24 protein-coding genes are annotated in these 23,811 nt (G+C 43.3%); 14 read left to right on the forward strand and 10 right to left on the reverse strand.

Annotated features, from left to right (window positions below; translation table 11 throughout):
* Window positions 1-74 precede the first annotated feature (74 nt).
* The 3 genes from lpoB to L1D21_RS02270 all read right to left on the reverse strand — a co-directional run bounded on the left by lpoB (window position 75) and on the right by L1D21_RS02270 (window position 2,381).
* Window positions 75-668: a penicillin-binding protein activator LpoB gene (gene lpoB / locus L1D21_RS02260; RefSeq protein ID WP_239843605.1), complete on the reverse strand. Its 594-nt coding sequence runs from the start codon at window positions 666-668 to the stop codon at window positions 75-77.
* Between the two features lie 25 nt (window positions 669-693).
* On the reverse strand, window positions 694-2,064 hold the full coding sequence (locus L1D21_RS02265; RefSeq protein WP_239843606.1) for a hypothetical protein: 1,371 nt from the start codon (window positions 2,062-2,064) through the stop codon (window positions 694-696).
* Between the two features lie 104 nt (window positions 2,065-2,168).
* On the reverse strand, window positions 2,169-2,381 hold the full coding sequence (locus L1D21_RS02270; protein ID WP_239843607.1) for a SlyX family protein: 213 nt from the start codon (window positions 2,379-2,381) through the stop codon (window positions 2,169-2,171).
* 381 nt (window positions 2,382-2,762) lie between these two features.
* Here L1D21_RS02270 and fkpA point away from each other — a divergent pair, with 381 nt between their 5' ends.
* Window positions 2,763-3,527 carry an FKBP-type peptidyl-prolyl cis-trans isomerase gene (gene fkpA, locus L1D21_RS02275; protein ID WP_239843608.1) on the forward strand — a complete coding sequence of 255 codons (765 nt, stop codon included), beginning with the start codon at window positions 2,763-2,765 and terminating at the stop codon, window positions 3,525-3,527.
* Between the two features lie 324 nt (window positions 3,528-3,851).
* Window positions 3,852-4,226, forward strand: coding sequence for a YacL family protein (locus tag L1D21_RS02280; protein ID WP_239843609.1), 375 nt, complete (start codon window positions 3,852-3,854; stop codon window positions 4,224-4,226).
* Between the two features lie 42 nt (window positions 4,227-4,268).
* Here L1D21_RS02280 and L1D21_RS02285 read toward each other — a convergent pair whose 3' ends face one another.
* A complete protein-coding gene (locus L1D21_RS02285) occupies window positions 4,269-4,898 on the reverse strand; it encodes a response regulator (protein ID WP_239843610.1) in 630 nt (209 codons plus the stop codon).
* 48 nt (window positions 4,899-4,946) lie between these two features.
* Window positions 4,947-6,650, reverse strand: coding sequence for a nitrate/nitrite two-component system sensor histidine kinase NarQ (gene narQ, locus L1D21_RS02290; protein WP_239843611.1), 1,704 nt, complete (start codon window positions 6,648-6,650; stop codon window positions 4,947-4,949).
* 246 nt (window positions 6,651-6,896) lie between these two features.
* On the opposite strand from narQ, the gene nrfA reads away from it, so the two are divergent.
* Window positions 6,897-8,297, forward strand: coding sequence for an ammonia-forming nitrite reductase cytochrome c552 subunit (gene nrfA / locus L1D21_RS02295; RefSeq protein ID WP_239843612.1), 1,401 nt, complete (start codon window positions 6,897-6,899; stop codon window positions 8,295-8,297).
* A 120-nt stretch (window positions 8,298-8,417) separates the two neighbouring features.
* Here the strand turns inward: nrfA and L1D21_RS02300 are convergent, their stop codons facing one another.
* Entirely contained in the window at window positions 8,418-8,960 is a 543-nt protein-coding gene (locus L1D21_RS02300; RefSeq protein WP_239843613.1) for a hydrolase, read from the reverse strand.
* A gap of 248 nt (window positions 8,961-9,208) precedes the next feature.
* Between L1D21_RS02300 and L1D21_RS02305 the strand changes: the two genes are divergently transcribed.
* From L1D21_RS02305 to aroG, 5 genes are all read left to right on the forward strand, one after another.
* A complete protein-coding gene (locus L1D21_RS02305; protein ID WP_239843614.1) occupies window positions 9,209-9,547 on the forward strand; it encodes a P-II family nitrogen regulator in 339 nt (112 codons plus the stop codon).
* A 12-nt stretch (window positions 9,548-9,559) separates the two neighbouring features.
* Window positions 9,560-10,810 (forward strand): ammonium transporter, encoded by a 1,251-nt coding sequence (locus L1D21_RS02310; protein WP_239843615.1) that lies wholly within the window; start codon window positions 9,560-9,562, stop codon window positions 10,808-10,810.
* A gap of 127 nt (window positions 10,811-10,937) precedes the next feature.
* Entirely contained in the window at window positions 10,938-11,264 is a 327-nt protein-coding gene (locus tag L1D21_RS02315; protein ID WP_239843616.1) for a hypothetical protein, read from the forward strand.
* 85 nt (window positions 11,265-11,349) lie between these two features.
* The gene (locus L1D21_RS02320; RefSeq protein WP_239843617.1) at window positions 11,350-12,504 is read left to right on the forward strand and encodes a hypothetical protein; all 1,155 of its coding nucleotides are present in this window, start codon (window positions 11,350-11,352) and stop codon (window positions 12,502-12,504) included.
* A 301-nt stretch (window positions 12,505-12,805) separates the two neighbouring features.
* Window positions 12,806-13,861 carry a 3-deoxy-7-phosphoheptulonate synthase AroG gene (aroG, locus tag L1D21_RS02325; RefSeq protein ID WP_239843618.1) on the forward strand — a complete coding sequence of 352 codons (1,056 nt, stop codon included), beginning with the start codon at window positions 12,806-12,808 and terminating at the stop codon, window positions 13,859-13,861.
* Between the two features lie 44 nt (window positions 13,862-13,905).
* Here the strand turns inward: aroG and L1D21_RS02330 are convergent, their stop codons facing one another.
* On the reverse strand, window positions 13,906-14,091 hold the full coding sequence (locus tag L1D21_RS02330) for a hypothetical protein (RefSeq protein WP_239843619.1): 186 nt from the start codon (window positions 14,089-14,091) through the stop codon (window positions 13,906-13,908).
* A 389-nt stretch (window positions 14,092-14,480) separates the two neighbouring features.
* Between L1D21_RS02330 and L1D21_RS02335 the strand changes: the two genes are divergently transcribed.
* Entirely contained in the window at window positions 14,481-16,256 is a 1,776-nt protein-coding gene (locus L1D21_RS02335; RefSeq protein WP_239843620.1) for an ABC transporter ATP-binding protein/permease, read from the forward strand.
* 107 nt (window positions 16,257-16,363) lie between these two features.
* On the opposite strand, the gene L1D21_RS02340 is transcribed toward L1D21_RS02335, so the two are convergent.
* Window positions 16,364-16,573: a hypothetical protein gene (locus L1D21_RS02340; protein ID WP_239843621.1), complete on the reverse strand. Its 210-nt coding sequence runs from the start codon at window positions 16,571-16,573 to the stop codon at window positions 16,364-16,366.
* Between the two features lie 107 nt (window positions 16,574-16,680).
* Window positions 16,681-17,232 (reverse strand): phosphoglycerate mutase family protein, encoded by a 552-nt coding sequence (locus L1D21_RS02345; RefSeq protein ID WP_239843622.1) that lies wholly within the window; start codon window positions 17,230-17,232, stop codon window positions 16,681-16,683.
* 200 nt (window positions 17,233-17,432) lie between these two features.
* Here L1D21_RS02345 and L1D21_RS02350 point away from each other — a divergent pair, with 200 nt between their 5' ends.
* The gene (locus L1D21_RS02350; protein ID WP_239843623.1) at window positions 17,433-18,173 is read left to right on the forward strand and encodes a ferredoxin--NADP reductase; all 741 of its coding nucleotides are present in this window, start codon (window positions 17,433-17,435) and stop codon (window positions 18,171-18,173) included.
* A 39-nt stretch (window positions 18,174-18,212) separates the two neighbouring features.
* Here the strand turns inward: L1D21_RS02350 and L1D21_RS02355 are convergent, their stop codons facing one another.
* Window positions 18,213-18,671 carry a hypothetical protein gene (locus L1D21_RS02355; protein ID WP_239843624.1) on the reverse strand — a complete coding sequence of 153 codons (459 nt, stop codon included), beginning with the start codon at window positions 18,669-18,671 and terminating at the stop codon, window positions 18,213-18,215.
* 166 nt (window positions 18,672-18,837) lie between these two features.
* On the opposite strand from L1D21_RS02355, the gene L1D21_RS02360 reads away from it, so the two are divergent.
* From L1D21_RS02360 to L1D21_RS02375, 4 genes are all read left to right on the forward strand, one after another.
* Window positions 18,838-19,845, forward strand: coding sequence for an extracellular solute-binding protein (locus L1D21_RS02360; RefSeq protein WP_239843625.1), 1,008 nt, complete (start codon window positions 18,838-18,840; stop codon window positions 19,843-19,845).
* A 174-nt stretch (window positions 19,846-20,019) separates the two neighbouring features.
* Window positions 20,020-21,651: an iron ABC transporter permease gene (locus L1D21_RS02365; protein ID WP_239843626.1), complete on the forward strand. Its 1,632-nt coding sequence runs from the start codon at window positions 20,020-20,022 to the stop codon at window positions 21,649-21,651.
* A complete protein-coding gene (locus tag L1D21_RS02370; protein ID WP_239843627.1) occupies window positions 21,652-22,686 on the forward strand; it encodes an ABC transporter ATP-binding protein in 1,035 nt (344 codons plus the stop codon).
* 166 nt (window positions 22,687-22,852) lie between these two features.
* On the forward strand, window positions 22,853-23,788 hold the full coding sequence (locus L1D21_RS02375) for a Dyp-type peroxidase (protein WP_239843628.1): 936 nt from the start codon (window positions 22,853-22,855) through the stop codon (window positions 23,786-23,788).
* Window positions 23,789-23,811 lie beyond the last annotated feature (23 nt).

Genomic DNA, 23,811 nt, shown 5'->3' on the forward strand with positions numbered 1-23,811 from the left:
TAGAGGTGGCTATTCTTAACTCGATGACATAAAAAAACCAGCACTTTTGCTGGTTTTTTAACATGCTTGGCTTTTTACATGCCAAAGAGTGATTTTGATTTGACTTTGCGGATCTCTTTTTCATCAGACCATTCGATAAGGCCGGTTTCCAGATCCATCAGACGCATGGTCATCTTGTAGTATACATCTTTGGTGCTGCCATCTTGCTTAACTATGCTAGACAGGTTGCCGTAAAGCATAAACTGAGCACCGATTTGGCGACCAAAATTGATAGCGGTTGAAGGGTCAACCATGCCTGAGTTGTTTTGGTAATCTAATTGCTTACGCACAGAATCAACTTTTGTCATGTCGATAAAACGGAACTTACCTGAGCGCAGTAACTTGTTGCTGATAGAGTCGGTTACCGATTCTGTGTCTATATGCTCTGAAGTTTTGTTTTTAATGCTGTCGACGAAGATGATAGGTCTGTCGTTGGCAGTCATGGCGACCACAGGCGGGAAAGTTAACATGCTATCGACCATTTTAGCGGCAATAGCTTGTAGATCGGTAGAACCGAAGTTTTCATTGACGGTTTCTACTTCAGTTGCATCACCGTACTCAACTTTAGATTGACAGCCCACCAAGCCGATTGCCACTGCAATAATAAAAATGAGGTTGAATTTTTTCATAAAAATACCGATTCCTAGTAAGTAGTTAAATGATTATGGAATAAAAACGGCGGTAATTGCCAGTATCTATTATCCAAATTAATGTTGTTTTTCCTCGTTGTACTTCAACTGCTTGTGACGCACCGTTGTCGAGGCTAATGGCATATTGCCCTTCATTGACATATTGGCGCGCCAACTGTGCCTGTTTAGGCAGTGTCAGCCAGCTGCGTCTATCTGCTTGCTCACTAACAATGTTGTAAATCTGCATCGCAATGGCCGCGGCATCAATTTGATCATGGCGGCGTTTGGTTTCGCTTCGAACGCTTTGGGCCATTTCGGCTTTGGCATATATGCGCGCCGCCTGACGAAACAGTGCCGCAGGTAACTCCTCCTTTAGCGCGGTAATCGCCAGCGCATCGATATTGGCCAGTGGCGCGGCTTTTAATACTGTGCCTAAGCCGGTTATTTGTCCCGCTGACACGCTGGCTCTACTGGGATAGTAAGTTGCTAGCGAGGCTGTTTGCCAATTGCCATTAATTCGAAAAGGCACAGTAAAACTTTGTTTCTCTGGTACGAAGCCTCTTTCTAACAGCAGCACAACCTGACCTTGAGTGGGTTTTGGCAATACCGCTTCGCCCCAGCGACGTTTAAACTCTTCATATTGAGGCATGGCTAATTGCTTAGCTATGCGTACTAAATCTTGTTGTAAGTATGGATTATTCGGCGCAATTTGAGCGGCTTTACGGTAATCGATAAAGGCATCGTTGGCTTGGCCGAATAATTCATACAGTAGCCCCGTTGTGTAATAACTATAGGCATTTAAGAAGGAACTGGTTGTCGAACCTGCGGCACTGGCTAACTTGTCCATTTCAGCATCGATAGTTCCGTTGGCCATGGATTGCACCGACTTATTCGATTTCTGATAGCGTTCTTGTTCTATGCTTTGCAGCTCATTACTGCGACGGACTTCCACCAATGCGCCCTGACTATCACCGCTAAATAGATAATTTAACGCTTGGTATTGGTGTAACATGATGCGTTCATAACCAGGGCCGCGATAGGGGATCACGTTATCGTTGACGAACAGACTACTGGCGCTGGCACTTACATCGCTGACACTCAATAATGCCTTGTCATCGAATTTTTTATAGGCAGCTTCTGCTTGTTGATAGTAGCTTTTACTGGCGTCTAAATCGCCGCTGATCTGGGCTAATCTTCCCGCTTCTTGTGCGTATAACAGACCATCGTTTCCGCTAATTTTGTCTTCCAGCTGTTGATAAAGCGCTGGCGTTGTTTGCTGGTTTAACTGAGCTTTTAGTGGGGCGATCTGTGAGGGGTAGTTAATGAATATGCTGTTAAAGGCACAACCCGACATACTCAAGACTAATAAGGTGAAGATAACCAGACGTAATATCATCTTGTGGCCTTATTAGTCAGTAAAGTGTGTGGTGTCAGCATATCCATATCTGATCCTTCTACATTGTCCTTGGTTCTACAACTGGCAGGAGTTTCATTGTCGCTTTAATAATGCGGTGGCGGCGTTTCTTCTGCCTGGCTGGCGATATTACTTGGCTCGACTTGTTGTATTTTACTGATGAGCACCCGCAGCTTTTCTTGCTGCTCTACGACCACATGATGCAGTTTTATCACCTGTTGGTCGAGTGCCTCTATGGTACTTTCCTGAAAAGCGAGTTTCATTTCAAGTTCTTCAATTCGTTGCTCTAATTGCACCAAGTTTACCTCTATAGGACTGGGACGATATTGGCTTTTCACGTCGCAGTTAGTCTAGATTGTTGAGCCTTTGAATTTTGGCTGTTATCGACAGAGTATACAACGGCTTAGTCCATTTGGGGATCTACTGTTAGCTTAATTAAGCCACAGCGGTTTGCCGTTGTTTAAATTAACAGCAAACTGTGACAAGCCAGCGAACTAGTTAGCTTAGCGATTGTCTGTAGTTCAAGTGTTATGCGATGTTTGATGTTTTCAGCTTAGCTAAGTTCTGTGTTGATTAAACTTCGATAATGTAATTGGTATCTGTCAAATAACTAGTATAAAGTGGTTCGTCTTAAAGAAATAAGGTTACTGTAACCACAAGAATACGCTAAGGAAGCTTTAATGAAGTCGATTTACAAAATCTCTCTGGTCGCACTTGCAGTAGTGGGTTTAACTGCTTGTAATCAAGAAGAAAAAACAACAGCGCCAGAAGTAAAACTAGAAACTACAGCGCAAAAACAATCTTATAGTGTTGGTGCTTCTCTTGGTAAGTACATTGCTGACCACATCAACGAGCAAGAAGAGCTAGGTCTGCCAATCGACCGTAGTCTCGTTGTCCAAGGTTTTGATAACGGTCTGAACGACACGCTTAAATTAAGCCAAGAAGAGATGCAAACTGTATTACAAAGCTTAGATGAAACCCTAAAGCAAAAGCGTGAAGAGCACGCTGCAGAATTAGCCGATAAAGCTAATGCTGAAGGCAAGGCGTTCTTAGAAGCTAACAAGGCTAAAGAAGGTGTAGTGACTACCGATTCTGGTCTACAATATGAAGTATTACAACAAGGTGAAGGTGAAAAACCTTCGGCTGAAGATACGGTAGAAGTTCACTATGTCGGTACCCTTATCGATGGTACCAAGTTCGATAGTTCAATCGATCGTGGTGAGCCTGCTAAGTTCCCATTAAATCGTGTTATCCCAGGTTGGACAGAAGGCGTACAGCTGATGTCAGTGGGTTCAAAGTATAAGTTTGTTATCCCTGCAGAGCTTGCTTACGGCAACCGCGACACTGGTAGCATCCCAGCTAACTCAACACTAGTGTTCGAAGTTGAATTGCTTTCAATTGAAAAAGCAGCAACGCCAGCAACTGAAGAAGCTGCAGCAAAATAATCGTTTGCGATATTTTGAGATATAAAAAAGGGCGCTTAGCGCCCTTTTTTCTTGGCTGCATTTGTCGAGTTCAGTATCGAACTAAGTATCGAGCGAGCTAAATTAATACTTAATGGTTTATGTTGCGCTTCTAATGAGAGCGTCATCACTTCGGGGCGATGAGGCTAGATTGGGGAAATTGGTCTAGATTAACAATGCAGCCGAGCGACTTGTTTAACACTATGCTGTTAATAGCAACAAATAAGGGGCGCTTTGGGTAAAATTTGCTGAGGATGACTTGGGTTTGAGTTACCATTTGCCGAGGATAAGTTTGGATAGCACACCATGGAATATGAATTTCGCCGTAACACAATGACCGGCACTCTCATCGCTAATTTTACAATGGATCATGAGATCCTAGGCTTATGGTTTACCGAAGAACTAGGTGAAGATGCGGCTTTATACACGCAGTTGGTTGAGGATATCGCTAAGTTACAACAAGGGAGTATTAGTGCTCTGCGACGTGTTGGCAAAGCTATTTCGCTGGATCTGGATAACGAGCAAGTAAGGGTGTTTGCTAATGTTCTGGAAATGGATGACGAGCTGGAGTTAGATGAATCTATGTCACTCTATAATGGCGAGTCAGAAGCTTTTTGCGGTTTAGAAGACTTTGAGGCTGCACTGCTTAGCTGGCAACAATTTCTGGCTGAATCGAGATAACAGCGACGGTCGCTGTTATCCCATGATCTTCCAGCATCAGCGTTATTGATTAAGGTAACGCACTGCCATTTCGGTGCGAGACTTGGCATTAGCCTTACGAAGTAAGTTCTTCACATGCACTTTTACTGTGCCTTCACTGATATGCAATAACTCAGAGATCATCCGGTTACTCTTACCCTCGGCCAATTGTTCCATTATTTGGAGTTCTCTGGGCGTCAGGCTGGCAATCCAAACTTGTTCATCTTCACCATCGCTGGCCTCTGCCAGAAATGCTTCGACCGCTTCAGAGATCACTCGCTGACCTTGCATTGCCTCTTTAAGCTGATTAAGCAGCAGATCGGGCTCGGTATCTTTAAGTAGATAGCCGTCGGCGCCGGCGCGGATCAGGCGGGTGACATCTTGTTTTGCATCGGAGACGGTTAAAATTACGATACGACTGGTGACTCCTTCCTGACGCATGGCATTGAGGGTATCTAGTCCTGTCATACCTTTCATATTCAGATCGAGTAATACGATATCGGGTTCATTCTCATCGATAGCAGAAAGCGCATCTAAACCGCTGCCGGCTTCACCAAAAAGGGTGAAGTCACTGTCTGAGGTGATCAATTGGCAGATCCCTCGGCGTAGTAGTGGATGATCATCGACAACGAGTATCGAATAGGGCTTACCCATGTTTAGCCTCCTGCTGAGAATATGTTGTAAATAATAGGGTTATTACCGCTATTGAAGCGGTTCTTTTTCCGGTGGAAACACCAAGGTTACAGTTGTGCCGCCCTGAGGGTTACCACTGAAGCTTACCACACCCGAAAGTCGACTGGCGCGTTCATGCATGATCCCAATGCCAAAATGTTGATCTCGCTCTTGCAGTTTATCGACACCGACACCGTTATCACTGATTGCAATCTGCACGATTTCTCCATCTGTGGTACAGCTGATGTTGATCTCGCTGGCATCGGCATGTTTGATGGCATTTAGTGCTGCTTCTCTGGTGAGCTGCAGTACATGTACGTGTTGATGTGCTCCTAAAAGCTGCGAGGGTAATTTATAGTCGAGGTTAAGGCTGGCATCGGTTTGATGACGTAGCTGATCGACCATGACTTCGATAGCATGGTTTAGATTGGGATCATTAATGGTTAACCGGAAGGTTGATAGCAGTTCCCTAAGCTGAACGTATGCGGTGTTTACCCCTTCATTGATTTCACTGAGTTGTTGCTCAATTTGCGGATCGCTGGCTTGTTTTTTTAGTTGCTTGGATAGCAGATTGACTTGAATTTTCAAGAATGCCAGTAGTTGACCCAGAGAGTCATGTAGCTCCCTAGCAATCACCCCACGCTCTTCCATTAATGCCAATTGTTGCCTTTGTTCTCCCGCCTGATAAAGCACCATAGAGCGAGCAAGCATGATGGCAAAGTTATCAAATAAGGCGTGGTTAATTTCATCGGCTGAACACACTTCTAAATAGCCTAAAGTTTTATCATCAAAAACCAGCGCAAAGCGAATGTGTGTCAGAGGCTCTATTGGCCAGCCACCTTCGGCGTCTATCTGAAGCGGTTCCTGCTCTTGTTGGCAGATAACCAAACGGATAAAACTGTTAGCTTCATGTTTTTTTAATTGATCTAGGGCTTTTTTAATCGTGCTCTTATCTAGCTGGCTCGAATGCAGCATGACTAAGTTATCGTACAGCAACTTGAGTTCGTTATTGGCGCGAGTTAGGGCTAAGGTTTTTTGTTTGACCTGATTTTCCAAGTTGCCATAGAGGGTGGAAAGTTCTTTTGCGGTACTGGCGAGCGCATTACTTAGCGCGTTTAATTCGAGAAAGTCGCTGTGGGGAACGTCGACATCAAACTGGCCTTTAGAGATAGTATTGGCCGATTGCATTAGCTGATTAATGGGGGTCACGACCTTGCGTTTGGTATAGCGCACAGCAAAGAAGGCGAGAATTAACATGATGATTAAACCGATAATTTGACTTGCGGTTAGCAGCCTGAGCTTAAAAGCGGCAAATTCTTCGGTGCGTAGCACTAGCAGGTCTATGGTATCGACAAAGTCTTTCAGTGATGCGGCGTAATCGCGGGAGTTTTCGGCCTCAATATATTGCTTCATGGTTTTCCATTTCTGAATAACCAGTAAATACTGCGAAACCAAAGGATCGGGAGACATCCAATCTAAGGAGCGTTTGAGGGCATCAGAATAGAGAGTAGCTTCAAATTCTTCTATTTTGTCATCGGCTTCATTACTGCCTGAATTAGCATAGAACATCAAACGGTAGCTTTGCATACGCAAAGAGCCAGAAGCGTTAATGGCTCTGGCATCGCCTAAACTGTATGCCAAGTTTGCTATAGCAAAGGTGGCTAATCCGCTTGAAAGTAAAATAAAGGTTAACATTAACCCAAAAATGGTGGCGGTTAAACTGCCTTTCTTCATGTATTAGAACTCGTTAAATAATGGGCGATACAAGCCAATTTGAGCTGACTTTATGTTTAGCGTTTGCTGAACAAATTAACATCTTTGTAAAAACGTGATCTAGAACACGTAAACATTATGATCTGTCTCAAGTTTTATCTCGGATACCTCCTAAGGGGTATGTCTTTACCCCCTATATGGCACTAATTTTATTCCCGGAGATGATGTGGTTGTCTAAACTACTATAAAAAGTAACACGGAGATGAGATGGTGAGAAGATTAACGACGAAAACCTGGGCACTGAGTGCATTGGTCGCTGCAGGCTTAATGACCAGCGGTGTGATGGCAAGCGATAAGACAGAACCTCGTAATGAAGTCTATAAAGATAAATTTTCTAATCAATATGCTAGCTGGCACGATACTGCTGAAAGCAAAGAAGTGATCGATGCGTTAGAAGCCGATCCTAATCTTGTGATCTTATGGGCGGGTTATGGTTTTGCTAAAGATTATAACAAGGCTCGTGGTCACATGTATGCGGTGACAGACCTACGTAATACACTGCGTACCGGTGCACCAAAGTCAGCCGAAGATGGTCCTATGCCAATGGCATGTTGGTCTTGTAAGAGCCCTGACGTACCTCGCGTTATCGAAGAGCAGGGTGAAGACGGTTACTTCACTGGTAAGTGGGCTAAAGGTGGTGCTGAAATCGTTAACACTATCGGTTGTAGCGATTGTCATGAAAAGGGCTCACCAAAACTGCGCATTTCACGTCCATTTGCTGAGCGCGGTATGGAAGCGTTAGGTACACCATTCGATAAAGCTTCTCGCAAAGACAAGCAATCTATGGTGTGTGGTCAGTGTCACGTTGAGTACTACTTCGAAAAGACCAAAGAGCACAAAGGTTTTGTTAAATTCCCATGGGATATGGGGACAACTGTTGAGCAGATGGAAGTCTACTACGATAACTTAGAATTTGCTGATTGGACTCATGCGGTTTCTAAGACCCCAATGCTTAAAGCACAACATCCAGGTTATGAAACTTGGCAGCTAGGTATGCACGGCAAGAACAATGTCAGCTGTACTGATTGCCATATGCCACGCGTGACTAGCCCAGAGGGTCGTAAGTTTACCGACCACAAAGTGGGTAATCCATTTGACCGCTTTGAAGAAACTTGTGGTACTTGCCATGAGCAAAGCAAAGAGTTCATGGTTAACCTAGATAAAGAGCGTAAAGCTAAGGTTAAGCAGATCCAGCTTAAAGCTGAAAATCAACTTGTTAAGGCACACTTCGAAGCGGGCGCTGCTTGGGAAGCGGGTGCTACTGAAGCTGAAATGAAGCCAATTCTAATGGATATTCGTCATGCACAGTGGCGTTGGGATTATGCTATCGCCTCTCACGGTGTCGCATCTCATGCTCCTGATGAAGCACTACGTGTGCTAGGTACTGCAGTAGATAAAGCTGCCGATGCACGAGTGAAGTTAGCACAGCTACTAGCAAGCAAAGGTGTTAAGCAGCCAATCAGCTTCCCAGATGTTTCAACTAAGGCGAAAGCACAAGCAGCCCTAGGTATGGACATGAAGAAGATGAATGCCGATAAGGAAGAGTTCAAGAAGACTGTGCTTCCTAAGTGGGACGCTGAAGCTAAGAAGCGTGAAGCGACTTACTAATTAATAGCGCTAATTTAGATTAGCGACTGGATAGTATGAAAAAGGCCTTGGTATCCACCAAGGCCTTTTTGTTTTTATTCCTTTTCTATCAGAAATCCATGGCTTCGAGAGTGCATTCGGCTACTTAATCATCTTTAGCAGTTGCTTAAAACGTTCTCCTTGAGCTTGATGCTGCAATTCAAATAGCAGAGATTCACAATTGGTGAGTAGCGCGCCATATTGGGTCATCATATCTATTCCCAACTGTTTATTTTCTAAGGTTCGCGAAGACACGCCGTCAGAGACGATATGTACGCAGAAGTCGTTGTCCAGCAAATCTCTACAGGTTTGGTAAACACAGATATGGGTTTCAATCCCAGTGATGAGTATCTGCTTTCTGTCATGTTTTATGAGTGATTCACGAAAATCTTCGGCTTGCCATGCACTAAAATGGGCTTTGGTGATCGGCTGTTGCTTAGGGCTCAGTAACTCCTGGAGTCTGGGCGTAGTGGTTCCGAGTTTGTCTGGCAGTTGTTCCAGCCAAAGGATCGGGATCTCAAACAGCTCTGCCGCAGTTATCAAAGTGGCTAATTTTTCTATAAGAACATCACTTTGGTGGACGACCTGTGCCAGTTTTCCCTGTACATCGACGAGTACAAGTACACATTGTTCAGCTTTTAACATGCTTACCTCCAGTGGTTATCTCATCATCATACCTAAGATTATATTTTGACCCATTCGTCATAGGTCGAATATTGGGTTGCCCATTTTTTGTGCGTGAGCTGCTCCTGTGCACCTTGTTGGTGCATAAAGATACATTTTTATAACATCTGTTTTTGTTAATTCATTGTATTTAAAGGTTTTATATTTTTGGCCTAATGCTTGAATTGCTTTGTTGCATAACAAATTACAACGACGAGTCGGAGGCTGGAATGAAATTAATCAGCGCAATAATCAAACCATTTAAATTGGATGATGTGCGAGAGGCAATTGCTGGGCTGGGTATCGAAGGTATGACAGTCACTGAAGTTAAGGGTTTTGGTCGTCAGAAGGGCCATACCGAATTATACCGAGGTGCAGAGTACCAAGTTGATTTCTTACCTAAGGTCAAATTGGACATTGCTACTAAAGCTGAAAATGTTGATCACTTAATCGAATCTATCGTTTCAGCGGCTCGTACGGGCAAGATTGGTGATGGCAAAATTTTCGTGACGGATCTGGATCAGGTGATTCGAATTCGTACTGGCGAACTCGATAACGAAGCACTTTAAGGGGATAAGATAATGGAAGAGTTAAAGGCATTAGGCGCAACGGTGACTGAGTTGCGATTCGCATTGGATACATTCTACTTTCTTATTTCCGGTGCATTAGTCATGTGGATGGCGGCGGGTTTCGCCATGCTGGAAGCTGGCTTAGTTCGCTCTAAAAACACGACAGAAATTCTAACTAAAAACGTTTGCCTATATGCGATTGCATGCATCATGTATCTGATTGTGGGTTACAACATTATGTATGTTGATAATGTTGAAGCGGGTTGGTTACCTTCATTAGGCAGCCTGATTGGTTCGCAAGCGGGTGATGCTGATCATGCGTTAGAATCAGACTTCTTCTTCCAAGTGGTGTTTGTTGCAACGGCGATGTCGATTGTTTCAGGTGCAGTTGCTGAGCGTATGAAGCTTTGGGCATTCTTAGTCTTCTCGGTATTCATGACAGCTGTTATCTATCCTGTTGAGGGCTACTGGACTTGGGGAGGTGGATTCCTATCTGAAGCCGGCTTTGTTGATTTCGCAGGTAGCGGGATTGTGCACATGGCTGGTGCAGCGGCAGCGATTTCAGGTGTATTGTTATTGGGTGCGCGTAAAGGTAAATACAGTGCCGATGGTCAAGTAAACCCAATTCCTGGTTCTAACCTACCTATGGCGACGCTAGGTATGTTCATTCTGTGGATGGGCTGGTTTGGTTTCAACGGTGGTTCTCAGCTACTAGTATCAGATGCTGAAAATGCATCTGCAGTTGCTAAGATTTTCGTTAACACTAACTCTGCGGCGGCTTTTGGTGCAGTTTCTGCTCTGATTGTTTGTAAGATGGTTTGGGGTAAGGCAGATCTGACGATGATCTTAAATGGTGCATTGGCTGGTTTAGTCGCTATTACTGCAGACCCACTATCACCTTCATTGCCTTTAGCGGGTGTTATCGGTCTAGTGGCGGGTGGTATCGTAGTATTCTCAATTGTTATGTTTGACCGTATCAAGATTGATGACCCAGTGGGGGCAATCTCTGTTCACGGTGTTGCAGGTCTATTTGGTTTGGTACTTGTGCCACTTTCAAATGCCGATGCGACCCTTGTTGGTCAGCTTTACGGTGCGGCTGTGATTTTTGCTTGGGTATTCAGCGCATCATTCGTTGTTTGGTACATCCTGAAAGTGACTATGGGTATCCGTGTTACTGAAGAAGAAGAGTACAACGGTATGGACGCTTCTGATTGTGGTATTGATGCTTACCCTGAGTTTGTATCATTAAAAAGCGCAAGTTAATCAATTAACTTAGCTGTTATAAAAAGGCCTCTACGATTCGCGTAGAGGCCTTTTATTATTTATGCTTGTTTAATATAGCTATTGTTGTTTAAGTGTATTTAACAGTCATTGTTGTTGAGGTATTGAAATGCGGCTAAAACTGACACTGTGTATTTTGTTGAGTTTGCTTTTGAGTACATTGGCCTTCAGTGGCGAAATCGTGGTGACTAAGTCTAGTAAACCATTCGATGCTTTTGCTGTCAGAGATCAGGTGCTTAAAGATGCTCAATGGCAGCAAGCACTGCGCATGCAGCAACAAATTAATATTTTGCAGGCGTTGCCGTCAGGGTGTGTGATGACGCAAGGTCATCGGCCGTATTTCCATTGTGGTCAGCAATTCTATCGGCCTTATAATTATAAGGGAGCTAATAACGGCTCAAAAAAAGTGTATATCCAGATCGATCCACCGAAATAATTCATATTTTGTAACCCTTTGACAGGGCAAAGATAGCACTATCTTTTATGCTTAACCTAAGACCTGATAATTATAGGTTAAGTAGATGAGAAGAATATTATGCCTAAGCTTTGTACTGATACTGCTTATTGGTTGTACTTCCTCGGCAAAACCCAAGGTTGAACATATTGAGCAATATTTCAAAGATGATCAATTTGTTGCAGTAGATGATCTCATTGAACCTGAGCAATTATTTGCACTATCTAAAGCATCAACTCAAGCATTAAAGCAAGAGTTTAGTCGCGCTCGTATGGCGAGAGACACCACCATGGCTAATCAATGGTTAGCCAATTACATTAACGCCAGTAATGGTGGTTTTGAATATCAAGACAATGTCACTCGGGTTGCGCAAAAGACCTTCGAGGAAAGAACCGGTAACTGTTTGTCTTTGGTACTGGTATCAGCAGCCATTGCAGATGCCTTAGGGGTCGATGTTGAATTTCAAGAGATTGAAATTCCGCCAGTGTGGGACAGGCAAGGGGACTTTTATCTGGTCAATGGCCACATTAATATTCGCTTAATCCCAAGAGAGTCACATGACACCTATTTGGTGAGTAAGAGTGCTATTTTAGTGGATTTTATTCCCGAAAAAACTATGCGAGGTTATGCAAAAAAACGCATAGATAAACAGACTGTTATAGCAATGTTCTATAATAATATCGCCGCTGAATCGTTAATTTTTGGTCGTTATGATATGGCCTATGGTTATATTAAAAAAAGCCTGCTTACCAAGCCTAACTTTGGCCCAGCTTTAAATACGCTCGCTATATTGTATCGTTATAAAGGGCTCAATGACGCAGCGGAAACCTTGTATAAATTGGCATTGTCGCAAGATGGAGAGGATTTGAATGCGCTGTATAACTATGCCTTATTATTATCCAGCCAAGATAGATTGAATGAATGGGCAGAAGTTCATAAAACCCTTGAACTAGCACGTATTCGCAACCCTTATTATTACTACGACATGGCGCAGCAAGCCTATTTTGACCATGAGTATCAAACGGCATTGACTTGGTATAAACGTGCGGTTGAAAAAGCCAATTACCGTCATGAGTTTTATTTTGGTTTATCCCGTGCCTATCTGGCCACAGGAGATGAAGATAGGGCGCAGTCGAATCTTGAGAAAGCCTTGGCACTGAGTACCGATGAAATGAATAAGCGTCGATACCAGGCAAAACTGCAAGCATTCAAAAATCATTAACCTTTAAATTTCACTCTAGTCATGGTCAACAGCATTGGATAATTTGTTACAGTTAGGCTTAGGAAGATATTGATTGAAATGTTAATTATTTGTTTTGTTTAAATTCGGCATTTTCAACAGTTAAGTGCTGAGTTTACTTATATTCTCGATATTAAAAATATAGTTATAACATATAGTTAATTTTGAAGTTTTAAATGTGACAAGGTTTGGTTGCATTGGTAGTTAATACTGGCTAAATTGAAAGAAGTATTGCAATAGTGAGATAGTTATTTAAACGTTAGCCGGAGTATTAAAAGTTATCATGTATTATCAGAATGACGATGTACGCATCAATCAAATTAAAGAGTTATTACCTCCTATCGCGATTCTCGAGCGATTTCCGGCTACAGAAAATGCATCATCTACCGTTTTTAATGCACGTCAAAATATTCATGAAATTTTGAAGCAAGGTGATGATCGGCTACTTGTGGTTATTGGTCCTTGTTCTATTCATGATCCAAAAGCGGCGCTCGAGTATGGTCAGCGTTTAGTCAAGTTGCGTGAGCAATATAAAGATCAACTTGAGATCGTGATGCGAGTTTATTTTGAAAAGCCTCGTACGACGGTGGGTTGGAAAGGCCTGATTAATGATCCTTATATGGATAACAGCTTTAAATTGAATGATGGATTACGCACCGCGCGTAAATTATTGTTGGATTTGAATGATATCGGTATTCCAACGGCTGGTGAGTTTTTAGATATGATCACACCGCAATATGTGGCCGACTTAATGTGCTGGGGGGCGATTGGTGCTCGTACTACAGAATCACAGGTACATCGCGAACTGGCTTCGGGCCTGTCTTGTCCTGTCGGCTTTAAAAATGGCACTGATGGCACTATTAAGGTTGCAATTGACGCTATCGGTGCAGCAAGTGCACCACATCACTTTCTCTCTGTAACTAAGTTTGGCCATTCAGCAATCGTGTCGACTAAGGGCAATCCCGATTGCCATATTATTTTGCGCGGTGGTAAAGCACCAAATTACAGTGCTGAAGATGTACAAGCCATTAAACAGCAACTGATTAAGGCTGAGTTACCTGCCAACATCATGGTCGACTTTAGCCATGCCAATAGCAGTAAGCAGTTTAAACGTCAGATGGTGGTTGCCGAAGATGTGGCGTCGCAGATCAGTGCCGGTGAGCGTGCGCTTTTTGGGGTCATGGTGGAGAGTCACCTAGTGGAAGGTCGTCAAGATTATGTAGAAGGTCAGCCATTATGCTATGGCCAAAGCATAACCGATGCTTGTATTGGTTGGGACGATACCGAGAGCCTATTAGCTACGTTAAACCAGAGTGTTATCGAGCGGCGCTCAGTTTAGGGCATGAAAAAGGAAGCTATATGCTTCCTTTTTTTATGCTGACATTAAGCAGATTGGGTCGAAAGTTTCTGTACTAAATACTCATGTGCTTTTGCTAAGCTACCAAAAGACGATATCAAATTACTTTGCCCTTTTTGTTGGATCTCTGGGCTATTCGATTCGGTCATCATCCATACCCAAGTCTGTATTAACGGTAGTGGAGGGTATTGAGCTTCAGATGATTGTGGCATATCGGCTTCCTTTAACAATATTGGTGACTATTTCCAGCGTTTGTGAGTTAAGCTTTGTTGGTCTTAACAGATCACTGAGATTATCAAAATATGGATTGAGAGATAATAATAACTACTCTTATTACATATTTTCTAGCAAAAAATTTAGCTTAGTCTAATACTTTTTTACTAACTTTTCGCCCGATAATAGCGCCAAAGACTGATTTTTTAGGGATATAAACTTTTATTAGCTGTCGCGAGTACGGTTCGTTATGATGGCTATGGCTTCCTTAGTGTCTGTTTCATATCACATTCATCTGTTGAGCAAGCAGATATGATATCAGTAAATCGATAGTAATTTTTTGGGCTTATGTACTTACAGCATGAGCCTGTTATTCAATGGAGTTGATATGCGTCCTACGCTGTATTTTGATGGTCCAATCGATCAGTTAAATTGGAAAGTGCTTAAAAAGCTATGGCCATATCTCCTTGAATTTAAGGGACGAATTGCACTGGCATTGCTGTGTTTAGTGGTCGCAAAAATGGCGAGTGTCGGACTACCATTCGTTCTGAAATCACTGGTTGATACCTTAAGTAGCGCCTCTACCGAGCAGATGATCAGTGTACCTATTGCGTTGGTGGTAGCTTATGGGGCAATGCGCTTACTGAACACGGTTATTTCAGAGGTACGCGATACCCTTTTTGGGCGAGTGACTGAACGTGCTATTCGGCGCTTGGGCTTATCGGTTTTTGAACATCTACATAACTTAGACTTAGCATTTCATCTAGAGCGCCGTACGGGCGGTTTGTCGCGTGATATTGAAAGAGGCACTAGCGGTGTCAGCTTTTTGATGCGCTTTATGGTGTTCAATATCGTACCGACTTTGCTTGAAATCGCTTTAGTGGTTGGAATTTTATTTTATAACTATGGTTGGCTTTACGCCTTGATCACCTTAAGTGCGGTAACCACGTATATTCTGTTTTCCGTGATGGCGACGGAGTGGCGTACCGGATTCGTTCGCGAGGCTGCAAAAGCCGACTCACAGTCTAATACCCGGGCTATTGATAGTTTGCTGAATTATGAAACGGTTAAATATTTCAATAATGAAGGCTATGAATCTGAGAAGTACGACGAAGCATTGACTCAATGGGAAACCGCTAAGCGTAAAAATCGTCTGTCTTTGTTTGCCTTAAATGCTGGACAGGCATTGATCATCTCGGTGGCTATGACTCTGATGCTGGCTTTTGCGGCTCAGCATGTGAGTCAAGGCGTGATGACCATCGGTGACTTTGTGTTGATCAACGCCTTTATGATGCAACTTTTTATGCCACTTAACTTTTTAGGTTTTGTATATAGAGAGATCCGCGGTGCCTTAGCCAACATTGAACGTATGTTCTCTTTGCTAGAAAGAGTACCCAAGATTCAAGATAAGCAAGGCGCATTGAGGCCTGTGATTAATCGAGGTGGATTACGCTTTGAAAATGTGCACTTCAATTATGATGGTCGCGCTATTCTGAATGATGTTAGTTTCGAGCTATTGCCAGGCAAAAAGGTTGCGATTGTCGGTGATAGCGGAGCAGGTAAATCGACCATAGTGAAGTTACTGTTCCGCTTTTATGAGGCGCAACAGGGGAAAATTTTTATCGATGATCATGACATTACCTCTTTAACCCAAGATGCGCTTCGTCAGGCGATCGCTATCGTGCCTCAAGATACCGTGTTGTTTAATGATACTTTGTTAGAAAACATCCGTTATGGTTCGCCCCATGCCAGCGATGAACAGGTGAAACAGGCGATAAAGATGGCTCATCTGAGTGGGTTTGTTGAGAAATTAAACGATGGTTGGCATACCAAAGTGGGCGAGCGTGGACTTAAGCTTTCTGGTGGAGAGAAACAAAGAGTTGCCATCGCCAGAGCCATTTTGAAAGATTCACCGTTATTGGTGTTCGACGAGGCGACCTCATCATTAGATAGTCACTCAGAGCAGGCAATTTTGACTGCGTTAAAAGAGATGGAGAAAGGGCATACAAGTTTAGTGATAGCCCATAGACTTTCCACTGTGGTCGATGCCGATATGATCTTAGTATTGAGTCAAGGCCGAGTTGTCGAACGAGGCGACCATCAAGCCTTGTTAGAGGCTAAAGGTTTGTATCATAAGCTATGGACAGTGCAGCATCAGCATTAAATCATCAATATCACCATTTGAAATAGGATTGGTGATGTAGTCAGTGGAATAGTCGGGATTTACTGAGAAGTTTGCGGGAGTCTTTCCCGTTATTTGAAGTGCTGGAGTTAGGCTGTTTTAGAGCTGTTAACGGTCTTCCAGCTGTCACACAGTAAAGAGAGTTTATTACTTTCTTGTGCGTAAGGTGTCAGTCGAATGATCTCTCCGCCCTTGAAGCAGATAGTTTCACCTTCAATAACCGTTAATCGTTCGCAACTTTGGCAGCTGACCGACAGTGGTTTGCATTTACTGCCTGAACCAAAAAATGAATCGCCCATCAGTAATCCTCCTTGGTAATACACTTGCTGACTAGCTAATACTGCTTTATGTATTACTAATGTACTTAAGTCTAGCGGATAAATCTAGGCTTATCTAGGTTCAGTACTTAGTTACCCGCTGATTCAAGCTTATCGATACCATATTGGGTTTGGATGAGACTTACGGCTCCCTTGTCTGGAATGGATAGAATGAATAGTTGGTCATACTGTTCCTCTTTTAGCGAGGGAAGTTTTGGGCCTCCTAGTGCTTGGATAATTAATGGCACGGTATTGGAGTGACCCGCAATAATAATATTACCGCTGTGCTGATTAATGGTCTGTTTTATCTCAGCGATATGAGCCGTTATATTTCTACTGGCAGCGACCATGATATGTGGCAGTTCACGGGCCTTGATAAGAGGAGCTAGTGTTTCTCGGGTGCGAGCAAATTGGGTGGTGATGGCCAGAGAAAGCGGGGTCTTGTTGAGCACTTCGACTAATGCCTTTGCTCGTTGTTGCCCTTGTACAGTTAAACCTGGATCATCGGTATCCGACAGCTTTTCAGCATGTCTGACTAAGATGATTGTTCGTGATGACGCCTCTTCTGCAGTAGCATTTATGCCGATTAAAGTATAAAGACTCAGGCTACAGGCGATCGCCAAGGTTATCCAAGATTTCATATCACCCCCATTTTTATCGAACTGGATTTATCGAACTCAAGAGAGCTTACCTTAATCTGATTAAAAGTCCGAGGTGCTTTTAAGGCTTCGTTAGATGCCATTTTCATTTAGGTTTGTCATTGATGAGCCTCCTTGACTATAGCGACAATAACCACAATGATGAGGGTAAACCTTAAGTAACATCATTAGATGGAGGCACTATGTGGGGCGAGGCGAAAGTTATCGAACGCATTGATTGGACTGATAAATTATTTAGTTTGAAATTAGAGGCCGACATCGGAGATTTTATTGCTGGGCAATTTATTAAACTGTCTCAGCATGTGGGGGAAAAGCGTATCGCTAGAGCCTATTCGTTAGTTAATGCCCCTGGGGATGACTTTGTTGAGGTATTGGCGGTAAGCGTCGAAGATGGTCTGTTATCGCCAAACCTGCAAGCGCTTAAAATAGGCGATAGTATCGATATTTCCACTAAAGCGGCTGGCTTTATGACTTTAGATGAGCTGCCACATGACGGACGACATTTATGGTTTTTTGCTACAGGAACCGCGGTTGGCCCGTTTATCTCTATGATGCGAACTGAACAACCTTGGCATCGTTTCGACAAAGTGATCTTGGTTTATGGAGTGAGATATGCCGAAGACCTTGCCTATATCGACGAGCTAAAATCATTTAAGCAAAAATATCCACAGCAATTTGAACTAGTGACTTCGGTGACTCGAGAATCCTGTGACGGTTCATTGAATAAACGCATTACCGATGCCATTGAATCTGGGGAGATCGAGGATCAACTAGGAGTTAAGATAACCGCTGAAGATGCTCAAGTGATGATTTGTGGTCACCCTCAGATGATCACCGATTTGAATGAGTTATTAAAAGAGCGGGGCTTAGTAAAGAATTTAAGGCGTGCGCCAGGGCAGATCACGGTAGAAAAATATTGGTAAAAACGCTTGTCAGTCTTTGGTTTCGTTAAGCAAGCCTTGTTATGTATCAGTAATACGACGACCGCCAGCCTTAATGCCACGGCGGTTCTTTTCTCCAAATACGCCATATAACTCATGGGTGACACCATAGTCAACGCGTCGCCCTTTATTATCATTTCTACGATCTTCAAAATGAATATAGTGGCAACGACAGTCACTATTTTTGCATCCAAAAAGGGGTAACGTGGGAGCTTCTTGAGATAGATAGCGCTTGCCTTTTAAGGTAAGGGCATTTTTGCACTTGCCTGTGTCATCGACAATTTCGACGCTATGGTAGGGATGAGTACTCGATAAGTTTACCGGCTGAGCCACAGGGGGCTTGTCGGTGATAGGTACAGGTTTTCGCTGCAAAGTCGTGTTTTTTTGTGCAGGTTTAATACGAAACTGAACCAGCCTATGCTTGAACATAAATAGCAGTAATGCAATGGCTAATAATAAAGTAAAAATCTCCACCAACATCTTATTCCTATCCGATAAAGGTTACTCAAGTTTAGTTAGTGTCTGCTTGTTGGTCAAAACACACCGATTAGGGATCACTAATTCGACTTGCCGTTTAGTGCGCGATTGATTAATATCTGCCTGGAAGTGATAATTATTATCATTAGCATTGTTATGGAGAGGGTAGATGAGACTTGCAACAAGCATAGCTATTTTAGGATTAGCATGGATGAGTTCTATGGCTAATGCGGCAGAAACGTTAACGGTTTATTCATATCGACAAGCATTCTTGATAGATCCTATTTTGGAAGATTTCACCAAACAAACCGGTGTCAAAGTTGAGGTGGTTTTTTCTAAAAATGGTATCGCAGAACGCATGGCTCGTGAGGGACGTCTATCGCCAGCGGACTTGGTGTTAACTTCAGATTTTTCTCGTTTAATAGAGCTGGCTGATAAGGGCTTAGTGGCACCGGCTGAAAGTGAGCAATTAGCCAAGAATATTCCCGCGGTTTATCGTTCACCCAATAATGATTGGTATGCTCTGACTAAACGAGTAAGAAACGTCTATTCATCTAAAGAAAGACTCGGCGCGCTGGATATCGACTATGAAGATCTGGCTTTGCCTAAATACAAAGGTAAAATTTGTACTCGTAGTGGTAAGCACCCTTACAATGTGTCTTTGGTGGCATCGATGATTGCCCATCACGGTGAACAAGAGGCTAAAACCTGGCTCTTGGGCGTCAAGGATAACTTAGCCCGTAAGCCTCAGGGTAACGACCGCGCTCAAGTGAAAGCAGTGAAAGAGGGCTTGTGTGATATCGCCATTGGTAACAGCTACTACTTAGGTAAGATGTTACAAGACCCGCAGCAAGTGTCTTGGGCTGAAGCAGTTAATATCAACTTCCCAAACCAGGCTAATCGTGGTTCCCACATCAATGTTTCAGGAATGGCGTTGGCAAAATATGCTCCTCATAAAGACAACGCCATTAAGTTGATGGAATACCTTTCAGGTGAAAAGGCACAGCAGTCTTATGCTGAGGTCAATATGGAATATCCGGTTAACCCAGTAGTCTCTCCTTCGCAATTGGTTGCTTCTTGGGGAGATTACAAAGCAGATGAATTGCCTATTTACAAGTTGGCTGAATTTCATCAGGCAGCAGTTAAGTTGTTAGATGAAGTGAAGTTTGATCTGTGATTGGGCATTAAGCGACTTGGTGTAACTTGATAGATAAATAGCCTTCTTCCGAGAAGGCTATTTTAGTTTTTATCGTCAGCAAGTGCTGATAGAGTGAGTTATCGATCTGCTTGTTTAAGCTTGATTTTATGTTGTTAGTGGATAATAACCGGACTCAAATAATAGAGAAGATGGATGATCTTAGGTTTTTCTAAAAGTTGGTCTGCGTTTAGCTATGTGATAGCGATATTGTTTACACTTCCCTTAGTTGCGATTTTAGTGCAATCGGCAGTGCCGGATGAGTCGATATTTTCTCACCTGCTTAACACTGTGTTACCTACTTATATCGCGAACACCTTGTTGTTAATGGTTTCAGTTTGTCTGGGGGCTTTATTGCTTGCGATTCCAGCCGCGTGGTTAGTGGCTCGCTGTGAATTTCCCGGCAGAAAACTGTTTCAATGGAGCTTGCTGCTGCCGTTAGCCATGCCTGCTTATGTCGTTGCCTATGTTTATACCGATCTGCTTGACTATGCTGGACCGGTTCAAATGGGGTTGCGGCAATATTTTGGCTGGCAGTCACCGCAAGATTATTTTTTCCCTGATGTTCGCACGTTAGCTGGGGCAGCCATCATGCTGTCGCTAGTGCTTTTCCCCTATATTTATCTGTTAGCGCGAACGGCGTTTATGGAGCAGTCTTCAAGTTTACAGCATGCTGCGCGGGTGATGGGCTGTAGTCCTTGGCGAAGTTTTTGGCGTTTAAGCTTACCAATGACTCGTCCCGCATTAGCTGTTGGCGCCGCTTTAGTGGCGATGGAAACCGCAGCTGATTTTGCTACCGTGAGCTATTTTGCTGTGCCGACGTTAACCACCGCTGTGTATGATACTTGGTTGGGGTACGGTAGTTTATCAGCAGCGGCAAAGTTATCGGCAATCATGCTTCTGGTGGTGTTTTGTCTTATCGGTGTTGAACGTTTCGGCAGAAGAAAACAAAAGCTATTTCAAAAGCAGACACAGCTGAGCGAACAAGATAGATACAAGTTATCAGTTAGCAAGCAACTCGCCGCGACAGGTTATTGCTTAGGATTGTTGTTTTTTGCCTTCTTATTGCCTTTCATTATTCTGCTCGATTACGGCTGGCATTATTTTGCTGTGAGTTGGAATGATGAATTCATCCAGTACAGTATTAACAGTCTTTATATCTCGGCGATTGTCAGCGTGATAACCGTTGTTGTGGCAATAGTGCTGATGTTTATCCGTCGCGCTAGCCCTCGTAAGTTGGATCTATTGCCATCGCGCTTAGCCTCGACTGGTTATGCGTTACCGGGCACAGTCTTAGCTATTGGTGTATTAGTCCCGTTAACTTATTTGGATTTCGCCATTAACGATGTTTATGGCTTCTTTGAGTTACGCGGCCCTGGATTATTACTCAGTGGTAGCATTTTTGTATTGCTGTTTGCCTTCGCCGTGCGCTTTGCCGCTATCGCGATTGGCAGTGTCGAGAACAGTTACAAGCGTATTAGTCCCACATTAGACATGGCATCAATTACCATGGGATTAAAACCCAAGTTATTGCTATGGCGAGTTCATCTACCTTTGTTGCGCAAAGGTGTTTTTGCCGGATTACTGTTAGTGTTTATCGAGTGTATGAAAGAACTTCCTGCCGCACTCTTACTCAGGCCCGTGGGGTTTGAAAATCTTGCAACTTATGTTTTTCAGTTCGTTTCAGATGAACAGCTGGAACATGGCGCATTAGCTGCGATTGTTATTGTGCTGGTGGGCTTAGTACCGCTGATTTATCTAAATCGTTCATTGGAGCAAGTGAATTAAATGTCGACCTTGAGTATCGAAAACGTCCACAGCGGATATCAAGATCAAGTTATCCTTAAAGGCCTAAACCTGAATCTCGAACAGGGTGAGATAGTGGCATTGCTTGGGCCCAGTGGCTGCGGTAAAACTACTTTGCTGCGCGCGATTGCGGGCTTGCAAGCCATTTCGCAAGGTCGCATCAGCATAAATAAGCGTCTATTGTCGGGTGATGGTTGTTTTGTTCCCAGTGAAGAACGGGAAGTGGGCATGATATTTCAAGATTATGCTTTATTTCCACATCTGACGGTGGCGGAAAATGTGTTATTTGGCGTCAAAGGATTATCGAAATCGGAACGTCAGGCGCGACTCGATGAGATGCTGGCGTTAGTAAAATTAGCAGGTCTAGGTAGTCGTTATCCCCATGAGCTTTCTGGTGGACAACAGCAAAGGGTTTCTATTGCTCGCGCCTTGGCCTACGAGCCAGAACTACTTTTGCTGGATGAACCTTTTTCAAATATCGATGCCAAAGTTCGCCATGAGATGATGCTTGAAATCCGTAATATTCTTAAACTACGTAATGTGAGTGCTATCTTTGTCACTCATAGTAAGGATGAGGCCTTTGTATTTGCCGATAAGCTTGCCTTGTTTAATCGAGGTAGGATTGTGCAATATGGCACAGCCGAGTGTTTATATCATGAGCCAACCGATAAATATGTTGCCGAGTTTTTAGGTGAGGCCAATTTTGTTACGGCTAAAATACTCGACGAGAATGAAGTGTTAACCAGTTTAGGTAGAGTAAGCAGCAATAAAAAACTATCTCATTCGAATAAAGTCACGCAGGCGTTACTATTAAGACCTGAGCAGATTTTACTGTCAGCGGATGAGCAAGGTATTGGTGTGATTACCGAGCGACGTTTTTTAGGTAATGTTTGTCGCTATCGGGTTGCGGTGGATACGGATATTTTTGAAGTAAGCAGCGCTGAAACCGCTTATCAAATTGGCCAAAGTGTGGCGCTAAAGGTAACGCCCCATAGCCTAGTATTGCTTGATGACTGAGCTTGTTAACATTTTTACAACTCTTAGGTGGTTGTTGTATAAAAAACACAGTAATCTAGCATGTTAAAGGGTTTCATTTTAACGCTTTGTGGGCTGTGTAATACTAATTAACGTTAAAGTTTCGGATAATATGGCCGAAAATTGAAACTGACAAAGGTGGGTTTATATGGATAGTCAGGTTATGCCACGTGAACAATTGGGTGTGTGTGCAGAAGGTAATTTACATAGTGTCTATTTGATGCTCAATGCCAACGATGGTGTTGAAGACCAATTACGTCCGTGTGTGGCTAATGTGGCTCAGTATATCTATGAGTTATCTGATCAATATGCCGACAGCGCTTTCAATGGTTTTGTCGCCATTGGTGCCAATTACTGGGACAGCTTGTATCCAGATGCACGACCTGCAGAGCTTAAACCATTTCCAGCAATGAGTGCCGACAATCGTGATGCTCCGGCACATGAATACGATCTGTTTGTTCATCTTCGTTGCGATCGTTATGACATCCTGCATTTAGTGGCCAATGAAGTGTGCCAAATGTTTGAAGACTTGGTTGAGCTGGTTGATGAAGAGCGTGGCTTCCAATTTATGGATTGCCGTGATTTAACAGGCTTTGTTGACGGCACTGAAAATCCTAAAGGTCGTAATCGTCAGCAAGTAGCATTAGTGGGTGAGGAAGATAACGAGTTCCGTGCGGGCAGCTATATTCATGTGCAAAAGTTTGCCCATAACCTGAGTAAGTGGAATCGTTTGCCTCAGAAGAAGCAGGAAGATATTGTTGGTCGCACTAAGATCGATAACATCGAATATGCTTCTGAAGATAAGCCGCTGACGAGTCATATCAAGCGGGTGAACCTTAAAGACAGCGATGGTAACTCGATGGAAATTCTAAGACAGAGCATGCCTTTTGGTTCGATGAAACAGCAAGGACTGATGTTTATCTCTAATTGCCGTAACTCGGTTAACTTTGAGAAAATGCTGCACAGCATGATCCACGGCGACGGTGAAGGAAATCATGACCATTTGATGCATTTTACTCAAGCGGTTACTGGCTCTGCCTTTTTTGCGCCTTCATTAGACTTTATGGAAAAAGCAGCCGAGTAACCCTTGGCTTGCTGAAAATAAAA

The sequence above is a fragment of the Shewanella sp. Isolate11 genome, assembly GCF_022398315.1.
Lineage (GTDB): Bacteria > Pseudomonadota > Gammaproteobacteria > Enterobacterales > Shewanellaceae > Shewanella.